Source organism: Pseudomonas sp. LF020 (genome assembly GCF_053456425.1).
Genome location: NZ_JBRFIX010000001.1, coordinates 223147 through 245532 on the forward strand (window position 1 = coordinate 223147; position 22386 = coordinate 245532).

Here is a 22386-nt window from a genome sequence, read left to right on the forward strand (position 1 = left end):
ACGGCGAGCATAACTGAAGATGAGACAAAGTGTGACAGTCGGGCAGTCCAGTGTTGTCAGCACTGACGCCATCGCTGGCAAGCCAGCTCCCACAGGGATTGTGGTGAACACAGGATTTGTGAACACATCGAACACTGTGGGAGCTGGCTTGCCAGCGATAGCGGTAGATCTGGCGCTAAAGCTCTGTCAGAACAGCACCTTAGCCACATCCGCAAAGCGCTTGGCAAAGTGCACGGTAATCCCTTCCTTCAAGTAATCCGGCAGTTCCTCGAAGTTACCCCGGTTCGGTTCCGGCAGAATCAACTCAAAGATCTTCTGCCGCCGCGCCGCGATTACCTTCTCGCGCACCCCGCCGATCGGCAGTACATGCCCGGTCAGGGTCAGTTCGCCGGTCATTGCCACGCCTTTTTTCGGCGGCTGGTTGCGGGCGAGGGAGAGCAGGGCGCTGGCCATGGTCACGCCGGCGCTCGGGCCGTCTTTCGGTGTCGCGCCTTCCGGCACGTGCAGGTGAACGAAGGCTTCGTCGAAGAATTTCGCATCGCCACCGAACTGTTTGAGGTGCGAGCTGACGTAGCTGTAGGCGATCTCCGCCGATTCTTTCATCACGTCGCCCAGTTGCCCGGTGAGTTTGAAACCGCGGTTGAGCGTGTGAATCCGCGTCGCTTCGATTGGCAGGGTCGCACCGCCCATGCTGGTCCAGGCCAGACCGGTGATCACGCCGGTGCCGGACAGCACTTGTTCGTTGCGGAACACCGGATGACCCAGCGAGGCTTCGAGGTCTTTCGGGCCAAGCTTGATCACCGCTTTCGGGTCGTCGATCAGCTTCATCACCGCTTTGCGCACCAGTTTGCCCATCTGTTTTTCCAGCTGGCGCACCCCGGCTTCACGGGCGTAACCGTCGATCAAGGCTTTGAGCGCGCTGTCGCTGATGCTCAGGCTGCCCTTGGACACGCCAGCCTTTTCCAGCAGTTTCGGCCACAGGTGACGCTTGGCGATGGCGACTTTTTCTTCGGTGATATAGCCCGACAGGCGAATCACTTCCATCCGGTCAAGCAACGGCCCGGGAATCGAATCCAGGGTGTTGGCGGTGCACACGAACAGGACTTTCGACAGGTCCATGCGCAGGTCGAGGTAGTGGTCGAGGAATTCGACGTTCTGTTCCGGGTCGAGGGTTTCCAGCAGCGCCGAGGCCGGGTCGCCCTGGTAGCTCTGGCCCATCTTGTCGATCTCGTCGAGCATGATCACCGGGTTCATCACTTCGACGTCTTTCAGCGCCTGCACCAGTTTGCCCGGCTGCGCGCCGATGTAGGTGCGGCGGTGGCCCTTGATCTCGGCTTCGTCGCGCATGCCACCGAGGCTGAAGCGGTAGAACGGGCGGCCGAGGGATTCGGCGATGGATTTGCCGACGCTGGTTTTACCCACGCCCGGCGGGCCGACCAGCAGCACGATCGAACCGCTGATTTCGCCTTTGTAGGCACCGACCGCGAGGAATTCGAGGATGCGATCCTTGATGTCGTCGAGGCCGGCGTGATGTTTGTCGAGCACTTTGCGCGCGTGCTTGAGGTCGAGTTTGTCCTCGCCGTACACGCCCCACGGCACCGAGGTCGCCCAGTCGAGGTAGTTGCGGGTGACCGCGTATTCTGGCGAGCCGGTTTCGAGGATCGACAGCTTGTTCATTTCTTCTTCAAGGCGCTTTTGCACCTGCGCCGGCAGGACCTTGCCTTCCAGGCGCTGTTCGAACTGTTCGAGGTCGGCGCTACGGTCGTCCTTGGTCAGGCCGAGTTCCTGCTGGATCACCTTGAGTTGTTCCTTGAGGAAGAACTCGCGCTGATGCTCGCCGATCTTGCGGTTGACCTCGGCGGAGATCTCTTTCTGCAGGCGCGCGACTTCGACTTCCTTGCGCAGCATCGGCAGGACTTTTTCCATGCGTTTGAGCATCGGCACGCAGTCGAGCACTTCCTGCAGCTCATTACCTGTCGCCGAAGTGAGGGCGGCGGCGAAGTCGGTCAGCGGCGACGGATCGTTGGGGCTGAAGCGGTTGAGGTAGTTCTTCAGCTCTTCGCTGTACAGCGGGTTGAGCGGCAGCAGTTCCTTGATCGCGTTGATCAGCGCCATACCGTAGGCCTTGACCTCGTCGGTCGGCTCGGTCGGCTGGTGCGGGTATTCGACTTCCACCAGGTACGGTGGACGGTGGTGTTTGAGCCAGGTCTTGATGCGCACGCGGCTCAGGCCTTGGGCGACAAATTGCAGTTTGCCGTTTTCGCGGCTGGCGTGGTGCACCTTCACCAGCGTGCCGTATTCCGGCAGGGCTTTGGTGTTGAAGTGGCGCGGGTCTTCCTGGGGCGTGTCCATGAAGAACAGGGCCAGGGAGTGGTGTTCGGATTTGCTGACCAGATCGAGGGTTTCGGCCCAGGGTTCTTCGTTGACGATGACCGGCAGCACTTGGGCCGGGAAGAACGGGCGGTTGTGGATCGGGATGACGTAGACCTTGTCCGGCAGGTTCTGGCCGGGCAGGGCGAGGCCTTTGCCGGTGGAGTGGTGTTCGATGTGGTCAGCTTCGGTGTAGTCGTCGGGGTTGTCTGGGAATTCTTGCTGGTCGCTCATTGGGGCACCTGCGCAATGGGGTATGGGTCTTAGATGGGGCAGGCTTTGGGTGGTTTCAATGGGGGGCGGTGTTTCTGCTTGGGTGTTCAGGGTTTTGACAGGCGTCACGCTTTTGGGCTTGGCGGCCTTTGGGCCGACCAGGTTCTTGGTTTTTTTGTGTACATATCCGTTTTTTCGGTAACGGCTGCTTAGGGTTTCGCCCTGACGGCGACTCACTTTTTTGACAAACGCCTCAAAAAAGTAAGCAAAAAAAGGCTTGCTCCTGCGTTCGGCCCGCTCGCTGGGGCTCGGGGTTCCTTCGCTCCGGGACTGATCCGTGGGGCAGCGCCTCCGGTTTGCTTCGCTGCACCTCCTCTCGCTGTGTTTGGCTGCGCCAAACGGTCGCTGCGCTCCCACCCCCGGATCAATCCCTCCGCTCAGCCTTCCGACGTCGCCCGTGGATCAAGAGCAAGATCAAGAGCTGCAGCCGAGCTAACGCTCATCCTGGAGTGGGGCGGCATGCGCCGCGTGCGGGTTGTACTTATCTTCCTGTAGGAGCTGCCGCAGGCTGCGATCTTTTGATCTTATTTTTTGTGGGCGCTGGCTTGCCAGCGATGGCGGCCTGACAGCCGACCGATCTCCAACTGCCTGTACCCATTCCCACTGTAGGAGCTGTCGCAGGCTGCGATCTTTTGATCTTATTTTTGCTTTTGCTCTTTTGTGGGAGCTGGCTTGCCAGCGATGGCGGCCTGACAGCCGACCGATCTCCAACTGCCTGCACCCAATCCCACTGTAGGAGCTGCCGCAGGCTGCGATCTTTTGATCTTACTTTTGCTTTTGCTTTTTTGTGGGAGCTGGCTTGCCAGCGATGGCGGCCTGACAGCCGACCGATCTCCAACTGCCTGCACCCATTCCCACTGTAGGAGCTGCCGCAGGCTGCGATCTTTTGATCTTACTTTTGCTTTTGCTTTTTTGTGGGAGCTGGCTTGCCAGCGATGGCGGCCTGACAGCCGACCGATCTCCAACTGCCTGCACCCATTCCCACTGTAGGAGCTGCCGCAGGCTGCGATCTTTTGATCTTCAACGTCAAAAGATCGCAGCCTTCGGCAGCTCCTACACAGTTACATCGTGTAATGGCTTGGCTTCGCGAGCAAACCCGGTCCAGCAAGGGTCAGCTGTGCGCTGCAGATTGGGTGATTTCCACATTATCGAGCACCCGATTCACCGCCAGCTCAGCCAGCATGATGATCTGCTGGATCGCCAGTATCGTCTGACGCTGCGGGCTGTCCACATACGCAGCGATATCGCTGGTCATGATGCTCGCCGAGGCCAGTGATTCGCAGGCGTGAGCCAGCAGGCTTTCGTTGTCCATGTCGGGGGCGACCTGGAACATGCTGCTGGGTTTGTGGAATCTCACCGCGGCAGCAGAGGGTTTCAGGTAGTGATCCAGCGCACGCTCGGCGGCGTCGTGGAGTTTTTTTGAATCGAGGGATTCGTAGGGGGAGGTTTCGGGGGGATTTGGTGTGGGTTTGATCATGGTGAATGCTCAGTTGGTGAAGTGGAGCTGTCTTCAATTGCCGCGACGCAATCTGAGGTGGCAGCTGTACGCGGGTTCGCGGACCGATAACTGAGGAATCGGCATACCTCCAAAGAAGGTATCCCGCGCACAGCCGCCATGACACAACCAACAGGCATCCGAGGTGCTGTCAGGTTGGCGATTATGCATCAGTTATCAGGCCGCGACGCCCGGCCGCTGAATTTGCAGCGACCACCAGAGCCTATCCACCCGACTTCCGAGGCACAACCGCCGCATCCTGTCGGAAATCTCCCGCTCACAACGCGCTTCTGTAGGAGGAACACCTTCCTTTGTAGGAGTGAGCCTGCTCGCGATAGCGGTAAATCAGTCACCGGAAGTATTGACTGAAATACCGCTATCGCGAGCAGGCTCACTCCTACAGTGTTTGGGGTGAATTCCACATTGGCGGGCACAAAAAAGGCGATGCCCCTCACGGAACATCGCCTTTCCTTTACCGCCGCTAAAACTTATTCCGGCAGTTTGTACGCAATCACGTAGTCACCCATCTTGGTGCCCAGCGAGCCGTGACCACCCACAACCAGCAGCACGTATTGCTTGCCGTCCTTGCCGGTGTAGGTCATTGGCGTCGCTTGACCGCCGGCAGGCAGACGCGATTTCCACAGTTCTTTACCGGTGTTCACGTCGTAGGCGCGCAGGTACTGGTCGAGGGTGCCGCTGAGGAAGCCGACGCCGCCCGCAGTGACCATCGAGCCGCCCATGCTTGGCACGCCCAGGGTGAAGCCGATCGGGATCGGCGAGCTGTCGCGGCTGGTGCCGTTTTTGCGTTTCCACACGACTTTGCCGGTGGTCAGGTCGATACCGGCGACGTAGCCCCAGGCCGGGGCCTGGCACGGTACGCCGAGTGGCGACATGAACGGGTGCATGATCACCGCGTAGGGCGCGCCGGTGTTCGGTTGCACGCCAGCGGTTTCGCTTTCGCGTTTGCTGCCGGCGGCGACTTCTGCGCGTGGCACCATTTTCGAGACGAAGGCCATGTAGTTCGGGCTGGTGAACAGCATCTGGCGAACCGGGTCGACCGAGACGCCGCCCCAGTTGAACACGCCGACATTACCCGGGTAGATCAGGCTGCCCTGTTCCGACGGAGGCGTGTATTGGCCTTCGTAGCGCAGTTCCTTGAACTGGATGCGGCACAGCATCTGGTCGAACGGGCTGGCGCCCCACATGGCTTTTTCGGTCAGTTCCGGGGCCAGCAGGTTGAGGTCCGAACGGGCCTGGGTCGGTGCGGTGTGGTCGCCTTTCACGGCGCCTTGCGGTACCGGGATTTCCTTGATCGGGATGATCGGCGTGCCGTCACGACGGTCGAGGACGTACAGGCTGCCCTGTTTGGTCGGGGCGATCAGCGCCGGTTTCACGCCGTCGGCGGTTTTCATGTCGAGCAGGGTTGGCTGGCTGCCAACGTCCATGTCCCACAGGTCGTGGTGGGTGAACTGGTAGTTCCAGCGCACTTTACCGGTGGCCAGGTCGAGGGCGACGATGCCGGCGCTGAATTTCTCGGCGCCTGGGGTGCGGTCAGCGCCCCACTGGTCTGGAGTCTGGTTGCCCAAAGGCAGATAAACCATGCCGAGTTTTTCGTCGACGCTGGCCAGCGACCACATGTTGGCCGAGTTGCGGCTGTAGATTTCGCCCGGGGCCAATGGCTCGGTGGCGTCCGGCTTGTCGCTGTCCCAGTTCCATACGAGGTGGCCGTCGCGCACGTCAAACGCGCGGATCACGCCCGATGGCTCGTTGGTCGACTCGTTGTCGGTGACGTGACCGCCCATGATCACCAGATCACGGGTAATCGCCGCTGGCGAGGTGGAGTAGTAGCCACCGGCGGTGAACGGGCCGATGCCTTGGGTCAGGTCGACCACGCCGTTTTTGCCGAAGCCTTCGCAGATCTTGCCGGTGTCGGCATTCAGAGCGATCAGGCGCGCATCGGCGGTTGGCAGGTACAGGCGACGCGGGCAGGCCTGGGCAACGGCTTTGCCGGCTTCGGAGATGACAGCGGACGCAGCGTTTTCAGACTTGGCGTAAGCGGCTTCGTCGTAGTACGACACGCCACGGCAGGTCATGTGGGCGAAGCCCTTGAAGCCCACCGGGCTCTTGATCTGCGGGTCGAAGCGCCACAGTTCCTTGCCGGTGTCCGGGTCCAGCGCCAGCACTTTGCTGTGCGCGGTGCAGGCATAGAGCATGCCGTTGGCTTTGAGCGGGGTGTTTTCGTTGGTCAGCTCTACCGGGTCATCGGCGGTCGGCAGGTCGCCGGTCTGGATGCGCCAGGCTTCTTGCAGCTTGCCGACGTTGGCCGGGGTGATCTGCTTCAGCGGCGAGTAGCGGTCACCGAACTCGGTGCGGCCATAGGCCTGCCAGTCGCCGTCAGGCATGGCTGGCGCGGTGCTGGTCATGTCCGCGGTGTCGCGGCCCAGTTCGCCAAAGGTTTCGCCCGGGTGGGTGAACAGGCTGGCCAGGGCAGTGACGCCGGCCAGGACCACGGCCACACTCAGACCGCCAGTGCCCATCGGCGCCGGGCCATTGAGCAGCAGTGGACGACGGAACCACGGCAGCAACATCACGATGCCGAGAACGAACCACAGCGCCAGTCGCGGCACCAGTTGCCACCAGTCCAGACCGACTTCCCACAGGGCCCAGACCGTGCTGGCGAACAGCACGATGGCGTACAGGCCCAGCGCCGCACGACGACGCAGCAGCAACAGAATGCCGCTCAGCGCAATGCCGATACCGGCCAGCAGGTAGTACAGCGAGCCGCCGAGCATGCTCAGCTTGACTCCCCCGGCCAACATGGCCAGGCCCATCAGTAGAAGCAGAATGCCGAGCAGGCTCGGTAGCAGACGGCCCCGACTCGAAGCACTTTCGGTGCTCATAGTGTGATTCTCCGTGACGTTTATTTAGTCCCGCGCTTTAGTCACTCTAGATGACGATTGGGCGCGGGTATGGTTCAGATAAAAACTTGTCTAGCTAACGAATTTCATGAGTTCCCCTGTGGGAGCTGGCTTGCCAGCGATGGCGGAGTGTCAGCCGACGATAATGTCGAATGTGAAATCGCATCGCTGGCAAGCCAGCTCCCACAGGTTTATTCGGTGTGCTTTAGAACGACGACTGGATCTTGATCCCCGCGATCAGTGCGTCGTCGACGTCGTTCACGCCACCCGGATGGCGGATGTATTGCAGGTTCGGGCGCACGGTCAGCCAGTTGGTCAGGTGCACGCCGTAATACAGTTCGGCGCTGTATTCGGTGTCCTGCGGCGGCAGGAAGGACGGGTCGTCGTAGTCATAGACTGCGTGGGCCTGATTGCTCGCTTCGGCGTTTTTGCGATACGCCGGGTTGACGTGCACGCGGGCGAGGGCGAAACCGATGTCATCCTTGGCGCGCGCATCGAACGGGCCTTTGTAGGTGATGCCGGCCTGCACGTAGTTGTCGACCGCGTTGGTTTTCTTGTCGTGCATGGTGCCGTTGGCGAACACGCTCAGACCACGGGAGTTGTCGCTCGCCATGCTGGTGATCTGCTGTTGCACTCCGAGCCATACGCCGTGCTTGCTCGACGCGCTGCGATAGGCTTCGCCGCTGAGGGCTGCCGGTTGGCCGTTCTGGTCTTTATAGACGTCGGAGGCCTTGGCGCTGCTGTAGTAGTAACCGGCGCGGTACTCGCCCGGCAGGCCGTTGAGTTTTGGCGTCCACACCAGCTCCACCGGCAGCACCGCACCCTGGGTTCCGCTGCCGCTGAGCTTGAAGCCGTTGCCGCGATCGAGGTTCGACGGGTTCTGCTCGTAGGCACCGACCTGCGCGTACAGCTCTGCGGTCAGGTGATATTTGACTCGAAGTGCCCACTGGCTGACCGGCCAGTTGTACCAGATGCCGCCGACCCAGTTGCCGACCTGCGAGCCGCAAAACGCCAGGTTCTGGAAGTCGCAGGGGAAGCTGTTGAAGTCTTCGCCTTCACCGAAGCGGCCGACCTTGATGTCGAGCTTCTGGTCGAAGAATTTCTGCTGGTACCACATCTGCGTCAGGCGCGTGGTCTGGCCACGGCCCCAGACTTCCTGGGCCGAGGTGAAGCCGCCCACGCGCGGATCGTTGATCCGGTCGTTGCTGATGTTATTGCCGCTGCGCTTGGTGATGGTCAGCTGAAATTCGGCATCGTCCCAGCCGAGGATTTTTTGCAGGTCCAGGTGCGTGCCCAGACCGAACTGATCGCTGTAGCGCGCGGTGCGATCGTGGTCATAGCCGCCGTGCAGGTTGCTGCCCATTTCGCCGGTGTAATCGAGTTTGAAGTTGTAGCCTTTTTCCGCGAGTTCGGTACGCGTGCCGTTCCAGTCACCGAGCATCCACGGTGAGTCGCTGTCGAAGGCGGGGGCCGCCTGGGCGTAGGTGGCGAAGCCGAGCGCGGTGCAGCCGCCGATCAGGCGCAGGGCTGAGATAGCGCTGTCTCGGGAGAAGGAAAAATCGGGCATGGGTCAGTCTTTTTTTGGTGTTTTACGGGGGTAAACCGAGCGCTTCAATTTGACGCAGGCAGTGAAGCGATTCAGCTGAAGGGCGGCAGGATAATGATCTGTAACAAAAAGACAAAGGGCTTTTGCAGACATGCAGCATTTCTGATTCGGTAACAGTGCGGCAAACGGGCGCATTGTGGCGATGGCTGCAGGCTGCGATCTTCTCGGGTTGGCCTACATTTGATGCAAGGCCTTCCACCTGACCGGCCCCTCGGCTAAGGTGCGCGGCTTGTGCATTTTCCCTCCGTCCAAAGGCCTGGCATGAACGACCACACTCCCGATCCGCTGCATGGCGTAACCCTCGAACAGATCCTCAATGCGCTGGTGGCGCATTACGAGTGGTCAGGGTTGGCCGAGCGCATCGATATCCGCTGCTTCAAGAGCGACCCGAGCATCAAGTCGAGCCTGACCTTCCTGCGCAAAACCCCGTGGGCGCGGGAGAAGGTCGAGCGTTTGTACGTGAAACTGATGCGCACCAAGCGTCCGCTCTGAGATGAACGCCGTTGCCCGGCGACGCCTGCTCACACTCATCGCCACCCTCGGCTGGGCCGGGCTGAGTATCCAGCTGTACCTGATTTTCCTTGCGCGGCTGAGTGTCGACGCCAGCCTGCTGGGCGGGCTGGTGAGCTTCTTCAGTTACTTCACGGTGTTGACCAACACGCTGGTGGCGACGGTGCTGACCTGCGCGGTCACACGGCGTGAATCCGCTGCGCAGCGCTGGTTTGTGCAGCCGTGGGTCAGCAGCGGGGTGGCGGTGAGTATTGCCGTGGTGGGGTTGGCTTACAGCATTTTGCTGCGGCATTTGTGGCACCCCGAAGGCTGGCAGTTTATTGCCGATGAGTTACTGCACGATGTGATGCCGCTGCTGTTTCTCGGCTATTGGTGGTGCTGCGTGCCTAAAGGTACGTTACGCCTGTGGCATTTGCCGCTGTGGCTGATTTATCCACTGGTGTACTTCATCTACGCCTTGCTGCGCGGGCATCTGCTTGGCGCGTATGCGTACCCGTTCATTGATGTGGCGCTGCTCGGTTATGCACAGGTGTTCATCAATGCCGGGGGGATATTGGTGGGGTTTGTGGTGATTGGGTTGCTGGTGATCGGGATCGACCGTTGGCGTGGGGCGGAAAAATAGGGCGTAACCCTGTGGCGAGGGAGCTTGCTCCCGCTGGGGTGCGAAGCAACCCTGAACCCGGACTGCAAGTTGCGTCAGGCAAATCGCGTTCACAGGTTTTGCGACTGCTTCGCAGCCGAGCGGGAGCAAGCTCCCTCGCCACTGAGGTGTTCATCTTCACAGTGAAGTGACGTCACTCTTCTTCGGATGTGCCCTCAGCCCGCCAATAACCGACGGCCTTGATGAGCTGTTCATCCAGCCCATGCTCATCAATCAGCACCCGGCGGATCTGCCGCGAGACCTTTGTTTCGGTCGCCACCCATGCATACAGATTGCCCTTGGGCACCTGCAACTGTTTGACGGTGGTCAGCAGGTTGTCCTTGCCGCCCTCGCGCAGTACCCAGATCACGTTGACCTGCGCCGCACTGTCCAGCACTTGCTGTTCGGCACCGTTTTCCACTTCGATCACCACCAGTGCTCTGCGATTGGCCGCCAGGCCTTCGAGGCGGCGGGCGATGGCGGGCAGGGCGGTTTCGTCGCCGATCAGCAGGTAGCTGTCGAAGATATCCGGCACGATCATCGAACCGCGTGGCCCACCGATGTGCAGAAATTGCCCGGGCTTCGCCTGTTCGGCCCAGGTCGAGGCAGGGCCGTCGCCGTGCAGAACGAAGTCGATGTCCAGCTCGAGTGTGTCCAGGTCATAACGGCGCGGGGTGTAGTCGCGCATCTCGGGCAGCGGGCCGTTGTCCTTGCCGGCACCGAGCACCAGGGTTTCCAGCGCTGCAGCCTGTTCGGCGTTCTGCGGGAACAGCAGTTTCACGTGATCGTCGGTGCCCAGGCTGATGAAGCCTGCCAGCTGCGGCCCGCCGAGGGTGATGCGGCGCATGCGCGGGGTCAGGTCGACCACGCGCAGCACTTCGAGTTTGCGGCGTTTGATTTCGTGCATCACGCGGTGAATGGTTTGGGTATCGACTGCAGTCATTCGGCTTTCTCCTGGGCAGTTTGAACGGCAGGGCCGTCGACGATGGCTTTGGCGGTGTCGTTGAGCAGGTCACGCACACGCAGGATTTCTTCCGGGCTCCAGCGCCCGTGGTGCATTTGCAAAGCGTGGCGCAGGTTGTGCACCGCCTCGTGGATTTCCGGCGGCCGGTCATGGCCGCGCAACGAACGTTTGCTGACGTCAATGCGCATGCGCACGCCGTCCAGTGCGACCGCTTGCTCACTCAAAGACAAACGACCGGCATCCGTCACGCTGTAGCGTTTTTTGCCGGCCTCGGCGTCGCCGCTGATCAGGTCGCTTTCTTCAAGGAAGGTCAGGGTCGGGTAGATCACGCCGGGGCTTGGGCTGTAGGCGCCGTCGAACATGCCTTCGATCTGGCGGATCAGGTCATAGCCGTGGCACGGCTGCTCGGCGATCAGCGCCAGCAGCAACAATTTCAGATCACCGGGGGCGAAGACTCGTGGGCCGCGTCCGCCGCGTTCACGGCCGGGGCGTTTTTCGAAGCCGTCACGGCCGTCGCCGTGTTCGCGGTGATGATGGGGGGAATGATGGTCTCTCATTGTCCTGCTCTCTCGTCGTGTTTAGATACAACTTAAGATATATCTTTACGCGCTGGCAAGGTGTCCTGACCAACGGTGCACACCTGACCGATCGAATCGGCGCTCGCAAAAAACCGGAAAACGATCAAGAAATCGCAGTATTAAATCTCCCGGCAAAGGCGCAGATTAGTGCTTGTTCTCTAATATTCCGTTTCGCCCTTTATTTTCGGGAAAGTGTGGTACATGTCTTACGGAAGTTGCTGTGAAGTTGTGGCGCGTACAGTCACTCGGCTGGCGCCCTGTAGCCTGTATCTGACAGTTGCACAGGAACTTTCCTGAATTTCGCGGTTTTTTCTTTCTCATCTAATAGCGTCCGGGCTACAAGCTCGCAGGACGTTGCCTGCTTACTTTGAAGATAAATTGGTTGAACATTCTTCGGCGTTGAAAGTTAATGGTGAGCACTGACTGCTCTTGACTGTTCAGCTCGCCTTGACTGCTCGACGACTCAACTAATTTATATAAGACAGGTATTCAATGATGCTCAAGAAACTCGCCCTTGCCGCCCCTCTGACTGTCCTGGCCATGAGCGCCTCGATGGCGTTTGCCGCCACTGAAGCCAAGCACTCCATCAGTATCGTGGCGCACGTACCGGCTGACGACTTCTATGCGGTGCCGGTGGATGCCGATCTGGTCAACAAGGATCAGGACATGAGCTTTAACCCGGGCACCAATTCGATGCGCGAAGTCAACGGGCACTTCGATGTGCTGCACACTGCCGGCAAGGTTCATGCACGTCTGGAAGGCGTGCCGAAGCTGATTGGCGGCAACAACACCATCGACCTGAAAGTCGAACTCAACGGCAAGACACTGACCACCACCTCGCAGGAAGTGGTCGGCGATACCGAGTCCAATACGCGTTATCGCGCACCCTTCAAGATCAGCGCCACCGGTGCCAAACCGGCCGCTGGCGACTACACCGGTGTGGTCATGCTGGTCGTCGAACCTTCGGTCTGAGTCATAACGGCAATACCTGACGTTACTTGTCCAGTAACGTAACCGGCCGGCAACTTTTAAGTTGCCCGGCCGGGCTTTTACTTCCGGTAATCAGAGTATTAATTCATGTATCCGATGACGCCCATCGCGGCTGCGCTTGCGTTGCTGTTAAGCAGCAGCGTATTGGCGGCGCCGCCGCCAGTCGATAATACCCCGCGAAGTTTGCTGGCTCAGGCGAAAGGTCTTCCGGCAGATTTTGAAGAGCATTTCTTTGATGTGCCTCTGGCGGTTCGTGTCGAACTTGATCAACAACCGCTGGGCGAGGCGATGATTGTATTGTCGCGCGATGATCGTATTACCTTGCTCGACTTCACCGACACCAGCGACAGCCGCATCAGTGCCGCCGAGCGTGAAACCTGGGCCAGCCTCCTCAAATCCGGTGTAGCGCTTGGCAACTGCAGCGGGCAATGCCCCGAGCAACTGCTGGCGGTGCACTACAACCTGGAAAACTCACTGCTTTCGATCGCCACCGAAAACGCCGAGCGCGATCTGCAGACGCAACGCTTCCATGAGCAGCCCGAGGGAGGCAGCAGCGGTCTGATGCTGCGTAATCAGCTGAACCTCAATGGCGGCCAGAACCAGGATCTGGGTGGACGTTTCGGTCTGGAAGCCAGTGCCAGTCTCGGCAACTGGAGCCAGTCCTTCAACATGCAACTGGCGCGCCTCGGCGGGCCGGACACCAAGACCTATCACGCCGTACACGAGCTTTTCACCCAGCGCGAACTGCAGGGCAGTTTTTTCCGCCTGGGCTATTTCACCCCCAATTCCGAAGGCCTGACCCGCCAGCCCCGTTCGTTCGGCACCAGCCCCGACACGGCGGTCGGCGTGATGTATGGCAGCTCCGACAGCCTGGCGGTCGACAGCCCGCGGCCCAGCGTCTACCCGATTTTCGTCACGGCCAATCGCCAGGCGTCGGTGGAGATCTACCGCGATGGCCTGCTGATCAACACGCAAGCGGTGCCGGCCGGTTTACAGACGCTGGACACCCGGCCCTTGCCCGGTGGCATTTACGAAGTCGAAGTCCGTCTGATCGAGGATGGCCAGACCACCTCGACCACCCAGGAGCTGGTCTACAAACCGGTGAACTGGCAAAACCTCGATGAGCGCTGGCGCTACAACGTGTTCGCCGGGCAGGAAAGCAAACTGCTGAGCAATTGGGAGGAACAGCAAAGCGGTGATCTCACCGCCGGCGCCGCGCTCAATTACCTGTTGCATCCACGGGTGATCCTCGGCCTGTCGGCGCGTCAGGTACGTGACACCTTGCAGTACGGCACCTCGATCGACTGGAGCCTGGCCGACAGCATCAGCCTCTTCGCCAACCTCTATCAGACCGAAGACCACGGCACCGGCGTCGACGTGCAGGGCCTGTACAACTACGGCGCCGGCAGCCTGGTGGTCAGCCACAACCGCAGTTGGCTCGACACCCGCAACAGTTACGACACGCTGCCCGACGGGACTCGCGTACGCCAGCGCAATGTGTTCACCGGCGAAACCAGCAACTCGTCGCTGGCCCTCAACCATCGCCTCAGCCGCAAGAATTCGTTGAGCGCACGGGTCTCGCACAGCGAAGGCAATGTCGACGGCGTTGGCATGGACCTGGGCTGGACGCAGCGCACCGAGCTGTTTGGCAGCGATGCCAACTGGCGCTTGTCGCTGTTCGACCGGCCGGGCAGCTACAGCAGTGGCGAGGCGCGTAATCGCGGGATCGACCTGAGCATCAACATGGCGCTGGGCGGGCCGGGCCAGCAGATTTCCGGGAGCATCGGCAGCCGCACCGCCCGCGATGGCGGGCGCGACAACAATGGCTCGATCGGCTATCGCAAGGATCTGCAGGAGCACATTCTGCAAAGCATTTCGGTCACGGCGCTGACCGACACCTACGGCGTCGGACTTTCGAGCCTGGCCAACTTCCGTACCGACTGGGTCAATGGCGACGGCTTCGTGCAGCGCTCGTCCTACAACGGCAACTTCACCGGTGGCGTGAACCTCGACAGCAGCGTGATCGTCGGCGGTCAGCGACTGGTCATGACCAGCCAGCATCAGGGCCGCGGTGCCGGGATGATCGTCGATGTCGAGTCGGATATCGCCGACATCGCCCTGCGCGCCGACGACCTCAGCGGTGGCAGCTCAGCGCTGCGACCGGGGCGCAATTTCATCCCGCTCACGGCGTACCGCAACAGTTCGGTGGGCTTCGATTTCGAAGGCAACCACGTTCCGGCCGCCAGCATCGAACCGTCCCGCGCCCGCTATCACCTGAACAAGGGCGGCGTGGAGTACCGCAAGGTGCGGGTGATGAAAACCCTGACCGTGCTGGGACGCTTGCTCGACCCGCAAGGGCGGCCGCTCAAGGGCCATCACGTGATCAATCACGCCAGCCGCGGGGTCAGCGAAGTCGACGGGTTTTTCTCGATGGAAATGCACGCCGGTTCACCGACCCTCGAAGTGCGCTACGCCGATCAACTGCTGTGCCAGTTCCGGCTCGACACCGACAAGCATCGTAGTGAAAACAACGTGTTGATGATCGGTGATTTGCGCTGCTCGCCGGACACGTTGGCCGACGTCACCCACCAGGCACACACCGCGGGTTGATACGGCCTGCTTCAGGAGATTTTGCAGACATGAACGTCTCACCTTTGGCTACATCCCGGCGCTTCTTGCTGGCGGCTGTTGTGTTGGTCGCGAGCACGGTGTTGCCGGCCCACGCCGAACAGGTTTCGATTACCGCCGAGTTCAAGCCGGACTCGTCTTATCCACACCGCAACAAGTTTCAGAACACTACCCCTCCCAGTGGTTACTGCACCTACGACCCGGTGCAGTGCGAGCAGAATGAAATGTTCAGCTTGCAGGTGCCGATCCAGTTCAATTCCCGTACGCCGATCATGGCCAATCATGCCTCGCCACGCCAGGGCGCGACGTTCCAGGTGCCCACGCAATGGCGTGAACTGACGGTCTATCACGAAACCACCCGCGAGCCGGAAACCGTCAGGGTGCGGATTGTCGGTATCGGTTCGCGCTATGTGACCGAGGACGTGATGAAACTGGTGGGCGGCGCCGCTGACTATCGCATCGCCCATAACCTGTTATGGGGATCAAGCTGGGTCAATGCCCCGGCGCCCTGTCTGTACAGTGGTGTGGGATTCTACTCTACCAATTCTTACGCCTTTTTCTGGAAAACTCCCTCGGCTACCGCCTGTACCAAGCAGGCCAGGTTCGATGTGCCGTGGCTGCGTCTGGAGTTCCTCGATTTTGCCTATGAACTGGAAACCCCCAACCCGTTGGGCATGTCGTCGGGGCGCTACATCGGTTCGCTGACTTACAGCGTCGGGCCGAATGCAGACTTCGATTTCGGTGATGTGATGATACCCAGCAGTTCATCGCTGACCTTGAACTTCAATCTGGATGTACAGCACACCCTCAAGGTCGACATCCCGCCCGGCGGCGAGAAAATCCGTCTGGTGCCCGCCGGTGGCTGGCAGAGCTGGCTGCAGGCCGGACGGCGGCCGGTGAACCTGTTCCGCGATCAGACCTTCAACATCTCGGCGTCCTCACGTTTCAAGATGCAGATAATCGCCTGCGGCCCCGGAGTCAATGGCGAGTGTGGGTTACGGGACAGTAAAGATAACCGTCGCGTCGAGCTGCACATCAGCGTCAGCATGCCCAACGGCATAACCGATCTTGCCGGTCAGCCCGTGAAACGTGCGCGATTGAAATCGGGCAATGCAAATGCCCTGTATTTCAAGCCGGGCTTCTATGTAGATCGAGCCCCGGGAACCCTGCATTTCGAGGTGCCGCCACATTCAATGGCAAACATGCTGCAGCCCGGGGTGAGCGACAGCTATTCCGGCACTGTCGTGGTGGTCTGGGATTCGGATATCTGATGGGCTGTATAGCGATAAGTCGAATCGGCATTGTGTTCAACGACCAAGGAATCAAGGTGATGAAACGTCTGGTGTTATTAATGTTTTTGAGCGGGTTGCCCTTTGCCCTGCAGGCCGGCCCGCAGATCAATGTCGGCACGGTCTATGACTACCTCGACGGTGACAAGAGCACCTACCTGAAACGAGTGTTCAACAGCGGCGACAGCACCGCATTCGTCAAGGTCAATATCCTCGAAATCCTCTACGACGCTGACGGTACCTCGCGGGAAATCGAAGTCAAAAGCCATGCCGACATGAGCAGTCGTGAGGGCCTGATGGCCAGTCCCGCACGGCTGATCGTGCCGGCCAACGGCATGCAGGGCACGCGTCTGTTGATGATGGGCGAGCGCGACCGGGAGCGTTACTTCCGCGTGCGGTTCATCCCGGTGGTTCCGGAAAAGGAGGACGAATTCGCCGTGTCCGCCGAGGAGCGTGAGCAATACCAGAACACCTTGTCGGCCGGGGTCAACGTCATGACCGGTTTCGGTACGGTGTTCTTTGTGCGCCCGAAAGACAGCCGTTTCGACAGTGTGATCGAAGACACCGCAGCGACCTATCGGGTGCGCAATAACGGCAACACCGTGGTCATGATCGACGAGTTCCGCAATTGCGCGCTGAAGGACGAAACCGCCTGCGAGCCGACCACCAAACACCACATCCGCGCGGGCAACAGTTTCGAGTTCGACAAGAAACCGGGACGCGAATACCGCTTCAATCTGGTGGAAGGCGACAGCAAGAAGTCCCAGCGCGTGGTCGGCCTCTCTTCAGGGGATCAACCGAGATGATCAGGCAATCGTTGATGACCCTGTGCGCGGGCATTCTGACGCTGCTCGGCACGGCGTCGTTCGCGGCACGCGAGGAGTACCGGTTCGAGGTGTCGGTGGATATTCCGGCGCTGGGTTTTTATGTAATACCGGCCGAGACGGACTGGATTCATCGTGCGCAGATTCTGCCGTGGAATGTCAGCACCAAACGCCTCGGCGGATTGCGCAAACACTTCGACGTCAGGCACGACACCAGTGCCATCGAGGCCCGGCTGGAGAGCGAAGCGTATCTGTCCAATGGCCGCGACGAGCAGAACATTTATCTGCGCGTCAGCTTCGCCGATACCGTGCTGACTCACGAGACGCCGCCGCGTCAGGTGGTCTCGGCGGAGCAGGCCAGGGCCGGTGGGCGTTACGTCCTGGAGATCCAGCCGATCACGCCCGCCGGAGGCTACAAGCCGGGGAGTTACTACGGCAACGTGCACCTGATCTTTAACGCGGCGGCGCCCTGAAGTTGCCCGGCCTGCCCGATGTGCAACGGGCAGGCCGTCACGCCGTTGTCAAAGCCCGGCGCGAGCCAGTGCTTCACGGGTCAGGCGCCGCGCCAGTTCCTTTTCGTCATCCGCAAGGTCGATCAGCAATCGGTCGAACAGCGTGTCGCTGATCGGCTGGTCATTGAACACTACGGTCGCTGGCACCGACAGCTCGTTCATCAACGTCTTGAGCTGTTCGCGCAGGGCCGCGCGTTCCTCGGCCACCGCCGATTGCGTCCACTGGCGCTGGACCTCGCGCAGCGACTCAAGGGCTTCGTAGCGGCGCTGGAACAGGCGCTTGTTGCTTTCCAGGCGCACGGGATAGCGCTCGCTCAGGTACTCTTTCCAGAAGTCGAGTTCGAGCATCTGGTTGACCAGACCATCGCCTTCGCCCAGCGCCAGTACTGTGTCGTACGCCTGATCGATCATCGCGTCGGTGACGCCGGATACCGGACGGTAGAGCATGTCTTCGGACTGCCAGGGCAAGCCGAGACGCTTGGCCAGACCGGTCTGGTAGGCCAGATAGACTTCCACTTCGTCGGGGTTGCCGCCACGGCTGGCGACATCGGCCCGGGCGATTTCGTTGACCTGTTCCAGCCGCGCTGCGCCTTTGCCCAGCGTCACCAGTTTGAGTTCGAGCTCCTTCGGTTCGACCGAATAGGCATGGGCCTCATAGGCGAGCACATTCACGCCCATGTGATTGAACAATTGCGCACCGGCATCCGCGCAATCCACTGGTGCTACTACCATGGTGAACAGTTTTTCACGCAAGCGGCTGTCGACGTGCACGGCGTCGAGCATGCGCCAGACGCGTTGCATCAACTGCTCGCGCGCCGTTCCGCCAGCACGGAAATCGGCAAACTCACGCACATTGAGTAACGTCGCCATGAACGGTTGGGCCAAGGGATCTTCCACCAGCTCCGTCCACGGCGTTTCGCGGTCGACACCCCAACCCGGCACATCGGCCCAATAGTCGGCGCCAAAGTTGGAGATGATCGAGGTGGCCGGGTTGGTGGCCGGCATGATCGGTTCCGGTGGCAGTGCCATCGAACGGCGACTGTCCTGGTAGCGCAACTGGTTGAGTTCCGACAGCGCGGCGACGTCCAGGCGCGTGCGCGCCACCAGCCATTGCGCTTCGGAACCGGCGGGTACGTCGGGGATCGCGGTCAGCGGGTTGCCGCGCAGATCGAGCAGCAAACCGCGTGGCCGTGGCTTGGCCAGAATGCCGTCCGGCCAGGTGGTCAGCCCGGTGTTCTTCAGCGCCACCACCTTCAGGCGCGGCATGCGCGACAGATCAGGCGACAGCCCCAGCGGGTTGTCATCCATTCTCAGCACTTCGAGGTAGGTCAGGTTGCTCAGCCGTTCGACGGCAGCGCGATCCAGCTCAATGTGGTTGTTGTTCAGACGCAGGCGTTCGAGGCGGCGCATCGTGGTCCCGATGCGGTCCGGCAAGCGCGTCAGTTCGCAATATTTGGCACTCAGCTCGACCACGTTCGGGAAGTCTTTGAGTAGGCCGAGCGTGTCGGGGGAGAATCGCGTGTTGTCGAGTTTGAGCACCGTGACCCTGTCGAGAAACTTCTTCAGCGGCGGACGTTTCGCCCACCAGATCTCCAGATCCGTGGAGAGCAGTTCCCGCGACAGGTCCAGCGCATAGGCGGTCGGATCGGCGCGGTTACCCAGGTGCTCGTTCTTGCGTTCGAAACAGTCCAGCAACCTTTCGAAAATATGCAGCCCGCCACCCTCGCGGAACGAATAGCTGCCCGGCCCCCAGGTATCCGGCTGCTGATAGCGCCAGCGATTGACAATGACCCGCAGTTCATCGAGGTCGTTTTCATGTGCCTCGATGGCTTTGAGCGGCTCGCCGCGTTCGGTCAGGGCATTGGCAAAGGCATCGACCTCGCCCGGGCTGAAATGCGGATGCAGGTCCTGGATGCGCTCCTCCAGCGTGGCAGCACTGCGGCTCAGGCCTGGGCCGCGCACCAGAAACAGGGTGTTGTATTGCGCGACCGGGCGGATCGGCGGGCTGGCGAGTAGCGTGCGCCGTTCGCTGGGGGCCTGAGTTCTGGCGATGATCCATTGTCTGAACGGTTCGAGGTCGTCAGGTCGGTAGCCCAGGGCGCTGCGGCCATCGTGATTGATCGCCTGCAGGATTGCCTCGTACAGGCCAGTGGCAGGGTGGAGCGGCAGATCCGCGCCATCGCGCACCTGATAGCGATCGGCGGCGACCCGCACCAGCACCCGAACCCGTTCGGCGACCGCTGCACCGGCCTCGCAACGCAACTCGCCGTCGAACGTGCCTTCTCGGATTTCAATCCGCAGCGCCCCGAAGGTATCGCTGTAGTGCCGCAGCGCCCCGAGGATCAGCCGTTCGCTGTCAATGTTGATCAGAGCTGGCTGCAACAAACTCTGGGCAGCGCGCACGGACTGCAATTCAAACTGCACCTCGCGGGCGGTCGTGCGCAAACGCAAGGGCAGACGGCGTTGCGTCATGGCTTGCTGCTGTTCCATCGGTCTGGCCTGGGAGATTACCCGTTCGGCAAGGACCGGTGTCAACTGTGGACAATCCACCAACACCTGGCTGACCGCCGGCGAGAGAGGCGTGGCGGGCTGCACCGGGCGCGTCGGACCGAGACGCTCCAGCGTGTCGCTGAGCAACGGTGGTGGCGGGGTGTTATCCACATGCATGCGGCGCAGCACGTCCTCGTCGGTACCGGTCAGCAGGCGCATGTGTTCCAGTTGCGCGTCGCTGAAGCCATCGGTGCGGTGACCGATGCGTCGCATCAGTGTTGGCCCGTCCCACAGACGCGGGTTTTCCGTTTCACAGACCCAGGCCCCGTCGGCGTTGTGCGCAAGCTTCGGCGCGTAGGCCCGGGGACGTCGTGGATGGCGCAGACGGTGCTCCCCGGAAACCGGGTCCTTGGTCACCTCGAACAGGTGTTGATCCAGGCGCAGCAGTTGTTTGTCCCCCAGCGTATGAACGCCGTGCGCATCGGGCCGGGCCGGGATTGGCAGCGTCTGTTCCGGCAGGCGATAGGGCGCAAGATCGGGGTGCCACAGACGGGGCTGGCCATCGGCCAACTGCACCGGTTTCAGGCCTTCGACAAACGACGACAGCTTGACCCGTGCGACATGTCCCAGGCTGGCGCCAGCGGCGAAGGCGCCGAGCTGGACGATGCTTTGCAGCACGCCGATGGCTTGCTCACCCGCTTCGGCCAGGTGCCCCTCGGCCATGTCGACGATGCCTTCAAAGACGCCGTCGAGCAGTTGATACGTGGTGTAGGCCAGCATCAATTCGCCGAGCCCTGGCACCAGCGGGGTTACTACCAGCAGCGCCACATTGAAGATATCCGAGAGGATTTTCCCCAGGTTGTCCCACCAGGCCCAGCGGGCCATGCGATCGGCATACTCGGTGGAAATGGCGATCTCCCGGGCGTCATTGAAAATCTTGTTGAGCTTCTGCTGATAGAAGTAAGCCCAGAGACTGCCGGTGTAACGGGTGTCGCGGTCGTCCTGGATTTTTGTCAGGCGAAAGCGCAGGTCGGGGTGATCCACAGGCGTTTCGCGCCAACCGGGCAGGTCGGTTCCCGGCGGCACGGCGTGCCATTTCACGCTGCTCAGGCGGGCGTTCAGGCCTGCAAAAAAATGCCCGCGTTGCTGATGGTTGACGAACTGGCTGAAAAACCGCTGATAGCTGCCGGCAGAATCGCGGTCGCGCAGTTGCCGCGTCAGTTCCGCCATGAAGTCCAGCGCCGAGGGGTATTGTTTGAGCGGGTGCTCCGGGTCATGGGGCACATAGGCAATCACCGGGACCGGGGCATTGGCGGTGTCCACGTCAGGGGCGATGAGGGTGATACCGGTCAGCGCCGTATCCATCATGGCGAGGTTGTAATAGTTGATGGCACGCCCGCGCCAGCGCAGGTCGCGCCGATCATCGAGCATGCCCTGCACGACCTCGTAGGCGTCGCGGTCGATGTCCTTTTTCGCCAGGGCCAGTCGGGCACAGACGCTCAAGGTACTTTTCTGACTGAAGATGACCCTGTACTGCAAAACCTGGCGGGCGACACGGTTGCCCGAGCGCAGAAACTCGTTCAGATGCTGCTCGTAGCGGGCGCCGATATTCAGCTCGCGGCACAGTGACTTGAACTGCTCGATACTCAGTTGGTGCTTGAGCGGCCTGACCGTGAAGTGGCCGTTGGCATCGGGGCGGGTGATGAACTCCGAGGCCGGGCTGAAGGCCTCGTCCCGGGCGAAGTTATGCAATGCAGCGTCGAGCAGCGAGACGGTCCGGCTGGTGGTTGCACCGGCAAAGTCGTGGGCCCACCACGCGCCGTTGACGGGTGAGTACAGGCGCAGCCAGGTGTTCTCGACGTCGTCTTCGACGCCGAAGCGCTGTTGCAATGCCTGCTGCAATAACGGACGGGCGAAGGCGTAGACGTCTTGCAGGCTGCTCAAGGTCCTGTCCACTTCGTTTTGTGCTTTCCAGGCATTTTGCATCTGCTGTTGCAGACGCAGGTGTTCGGCGTCCGAGACCGCTTGATACCAGGCCGGCAGCTTCAGTCGGTGCAGCTGCAATTCATTGACCCGCGTCGCTGAGCTTGCGCGCAGCCAGGCCGGGATGGCTTTTTCGATCGTCTGATAATGAATACTGACATCCGGTGAGACGAGGTGCGCCGTGCGCGGCGGTTGCCCCTGCGGGGAAAGGGTGGGCATTGCTGGATCGTCCTTGATCAAAAATGGAGCGATCAGCCTAGGCAAGGACAACGGGTGAAAAAAGCGCAATTACCCGGTGGAAAACGCCGGGGTTGCG

At 60.9% G+C, this 22386-nt stretch carries 14 protein-coding genes; 7 read left to right on the forward strand and 7 right to left on the reverse strand.

Going from position 1 to position 22386, the window contains the following annotated elements:
- Window positions 1-186: 186 nt before the first annotated feature.
- From lon to ACU680_RS01090, 4 genes are all read right to left on the reverse strand, one after another.
- Complete coding sequence (gene lon, locus ACU680_RS01075; RefSeq protein ID WP_448178424.1) at window positions 187-2604, reverse strand: endopeptidase La; 2418 nt, start codon at window positions 2602-2604, stop codon at window positions 187-189.
- Between the two features lie 1150 nt (window positions 2605-3754).
- On the reverse strand, window positions 3755-4120 hold the full coding sequence (locus tag ACU680_RS01080) for a DUF6124 family protein (protein WP_367085618.1): 366 nt from the start codon (window positions 4118-4120) through the stop codon (window positions 3755-3757).
- Between the two features lie 506 nt (window positions 4121-4626).
- The gene (locus ACU680_RS01085) at window positions 4627-7038 is read right to left on the reverse strand and encodes a glucose/quinate/shikimate family membrane-bound PQQ-dependent dehydrogenase (protein ID WP_448178425.1); all 2412 of its coding nucleotides are present in this window, start codon (window positions 7036-7038) and stop codon (window positions 4627-4629) included.
- 223 nt (window positions 7039-7261) lie between these two features.
- On the reverse strand, window positions 7262-8623 hold the full coding sequence (locus tag ACU680_RS01090) for a carbohydrate porin (protein WP_367085616.1): 1362 nt from the start codon (window positions 8621-8623) through the stop codon (window positions 7262-7264).
- A 300-nt stretch (window positions 8624-8923) separates the two neighbouring features.
- Between ACU680_RS01090 and ACU680_RS01095 the strand changes: the two genes are divergently transcribed.
- The gene (locus ACU680_RS01095; protein WP_003227831.1) at window positions 8924-9154 is read left to right on the forward strand and encodes a VF530 family protein; all 231 of its coding nucleotides are present in this window, start codon (window positions 8924-8926) and stop codon (window positions 9152-9154) included.
- Between the two features lies 1 nt (window position 9155).
- Window positions 9156-9794: a Pr6Pr family membrane protein gene (locus tag ACU680_RS01100; RefSeq protein WP_448178426.1), complete on the forward strand. Its 639-nt coding sequence runs from the start codon at window positions 9156-9158 to the stop codon at window positions 9792-9794.
- Window positions 9795-9966: 172 nt separating this feature from the next.
- Here the strand turns inward: ACU680_RS01100 and ACU680_RS01105 are convergent, their stop codons facing one another.
- Both ACU680_RS01105 and ACU680_RS01110 read right to left on the reverse strand, forming a co-directional pair.
- Complete coding sequence (locus tag ACU680_RS01105; protein WP_007964475.1) at window positions 9967-10755, reverse strand: siderophore-interacting protein; 789 nt, start codon at window positions 10753-10755, stop codon at window positions 9967-9969.
- The gene (locus ACU680_RS01110; RefSeq protein ID WP_007964478.1) at window positions 10752-11333 is read right to left on the reverse strand and encodes a PadR family transcriptional regulator; all 582 of its coding nucleotides are present in this window, start codon (window positions 11331-11333) and stop codon (window positions 10752-10754) included. Before ACU680_RS01110 ends, ACU680_RS01105 begins: the two co-directional genes overlap by 4 nt.
- Before the next feature lie 516 nt (window positions 11334-11849).
- Here ACU680_RS01110 and ACU680_RS01115 point away from each other — a divergent pair.
- The 5 genes from ACU680_RS01115 to ACU680_RS01135 all read left to right on the forward strand — a co-directional run bounded on the left by ACU680_RS01115 (window position 11850) and on the right by ACU680_RS01135 (window position 17558).
- Window positions 11850-12326: a CS1 type fimbrial major subunit gene (locus tag ACU680_RS01115; protein ID WP_367085612.1), complete on the forward strand. Its 477-nt coding sequence runs from the start codon at window positions 11850-11852 to the stop codon at window positions 12324-12326.
- A gap of 105 nt (window positions 12327-12431) precedes the next feature.
- On the forward strand, window positions 12432-14954 hold the full coding sequence (locus tag ACU680_RS01120; protein ID WP_448178427.1) for a CS1-pili formation C-terminal domain-containing protein: 2523 nt from the start codon (window positions 12432-12434) through the stop codon (window positions 14952-14954).
- 29 nt (window positions 14955-14983) lie between these two features.
- A complete protein-coding gene (locus ACU680_RS01125) occupies window positions 14984-16243 on the forward strand; it encodes a hypothetical protein (RefSeq protein ID WP_448178428.1) in 1260 nt (419 codons plus the stop codon).
- Window positions 16244-16302: 59 nt separating this feature from the next.
- Window positions 16303-17067 (forward strand): molecular chaperone, encoded by a 765-nt coding sequence (locus ACU680_RS01130; RefSeq protein ID WP_448178429.1) that lies wholly within the window; start codon window positions 16303-16305, stop codon window positions 17065-17067.
- Window positions 17064-17558 (forward strand): CS1 type fimbrial major subunit, encoded by a 495-nt coding sequence (locus ACU680_RS01135; RefSeq protein ID WP_400760552.1) that lies wholly within the window; start codon window positions 17064-17066, stop codon window positions 17556-17558. The genes ACU680_RS01130 and ACU680_RS01135 overlap by 4 nt, the downstream gene beginning before the upstream one ends.
- Before the next feature lie 48 nt (window positions 17559-17606).
- Here ACU680_RS01135 and ACU680_RS01140 read toward each other — a convergent pair whose 3' ends face one another.
- Window positions 17607-22289, reverse strand: coding sequence for an NEL-type E3 ubiquitin ligase domain-containing protein (locus ACU680_RS01140; RefSeq protein ID WP_448178430.1), 4683 nt, complete (start codon window positions 22287-22289; stop codon window positions 17607-17609).
- Window positions 22290-22386 lie beyond the last annotated feature (97 nt).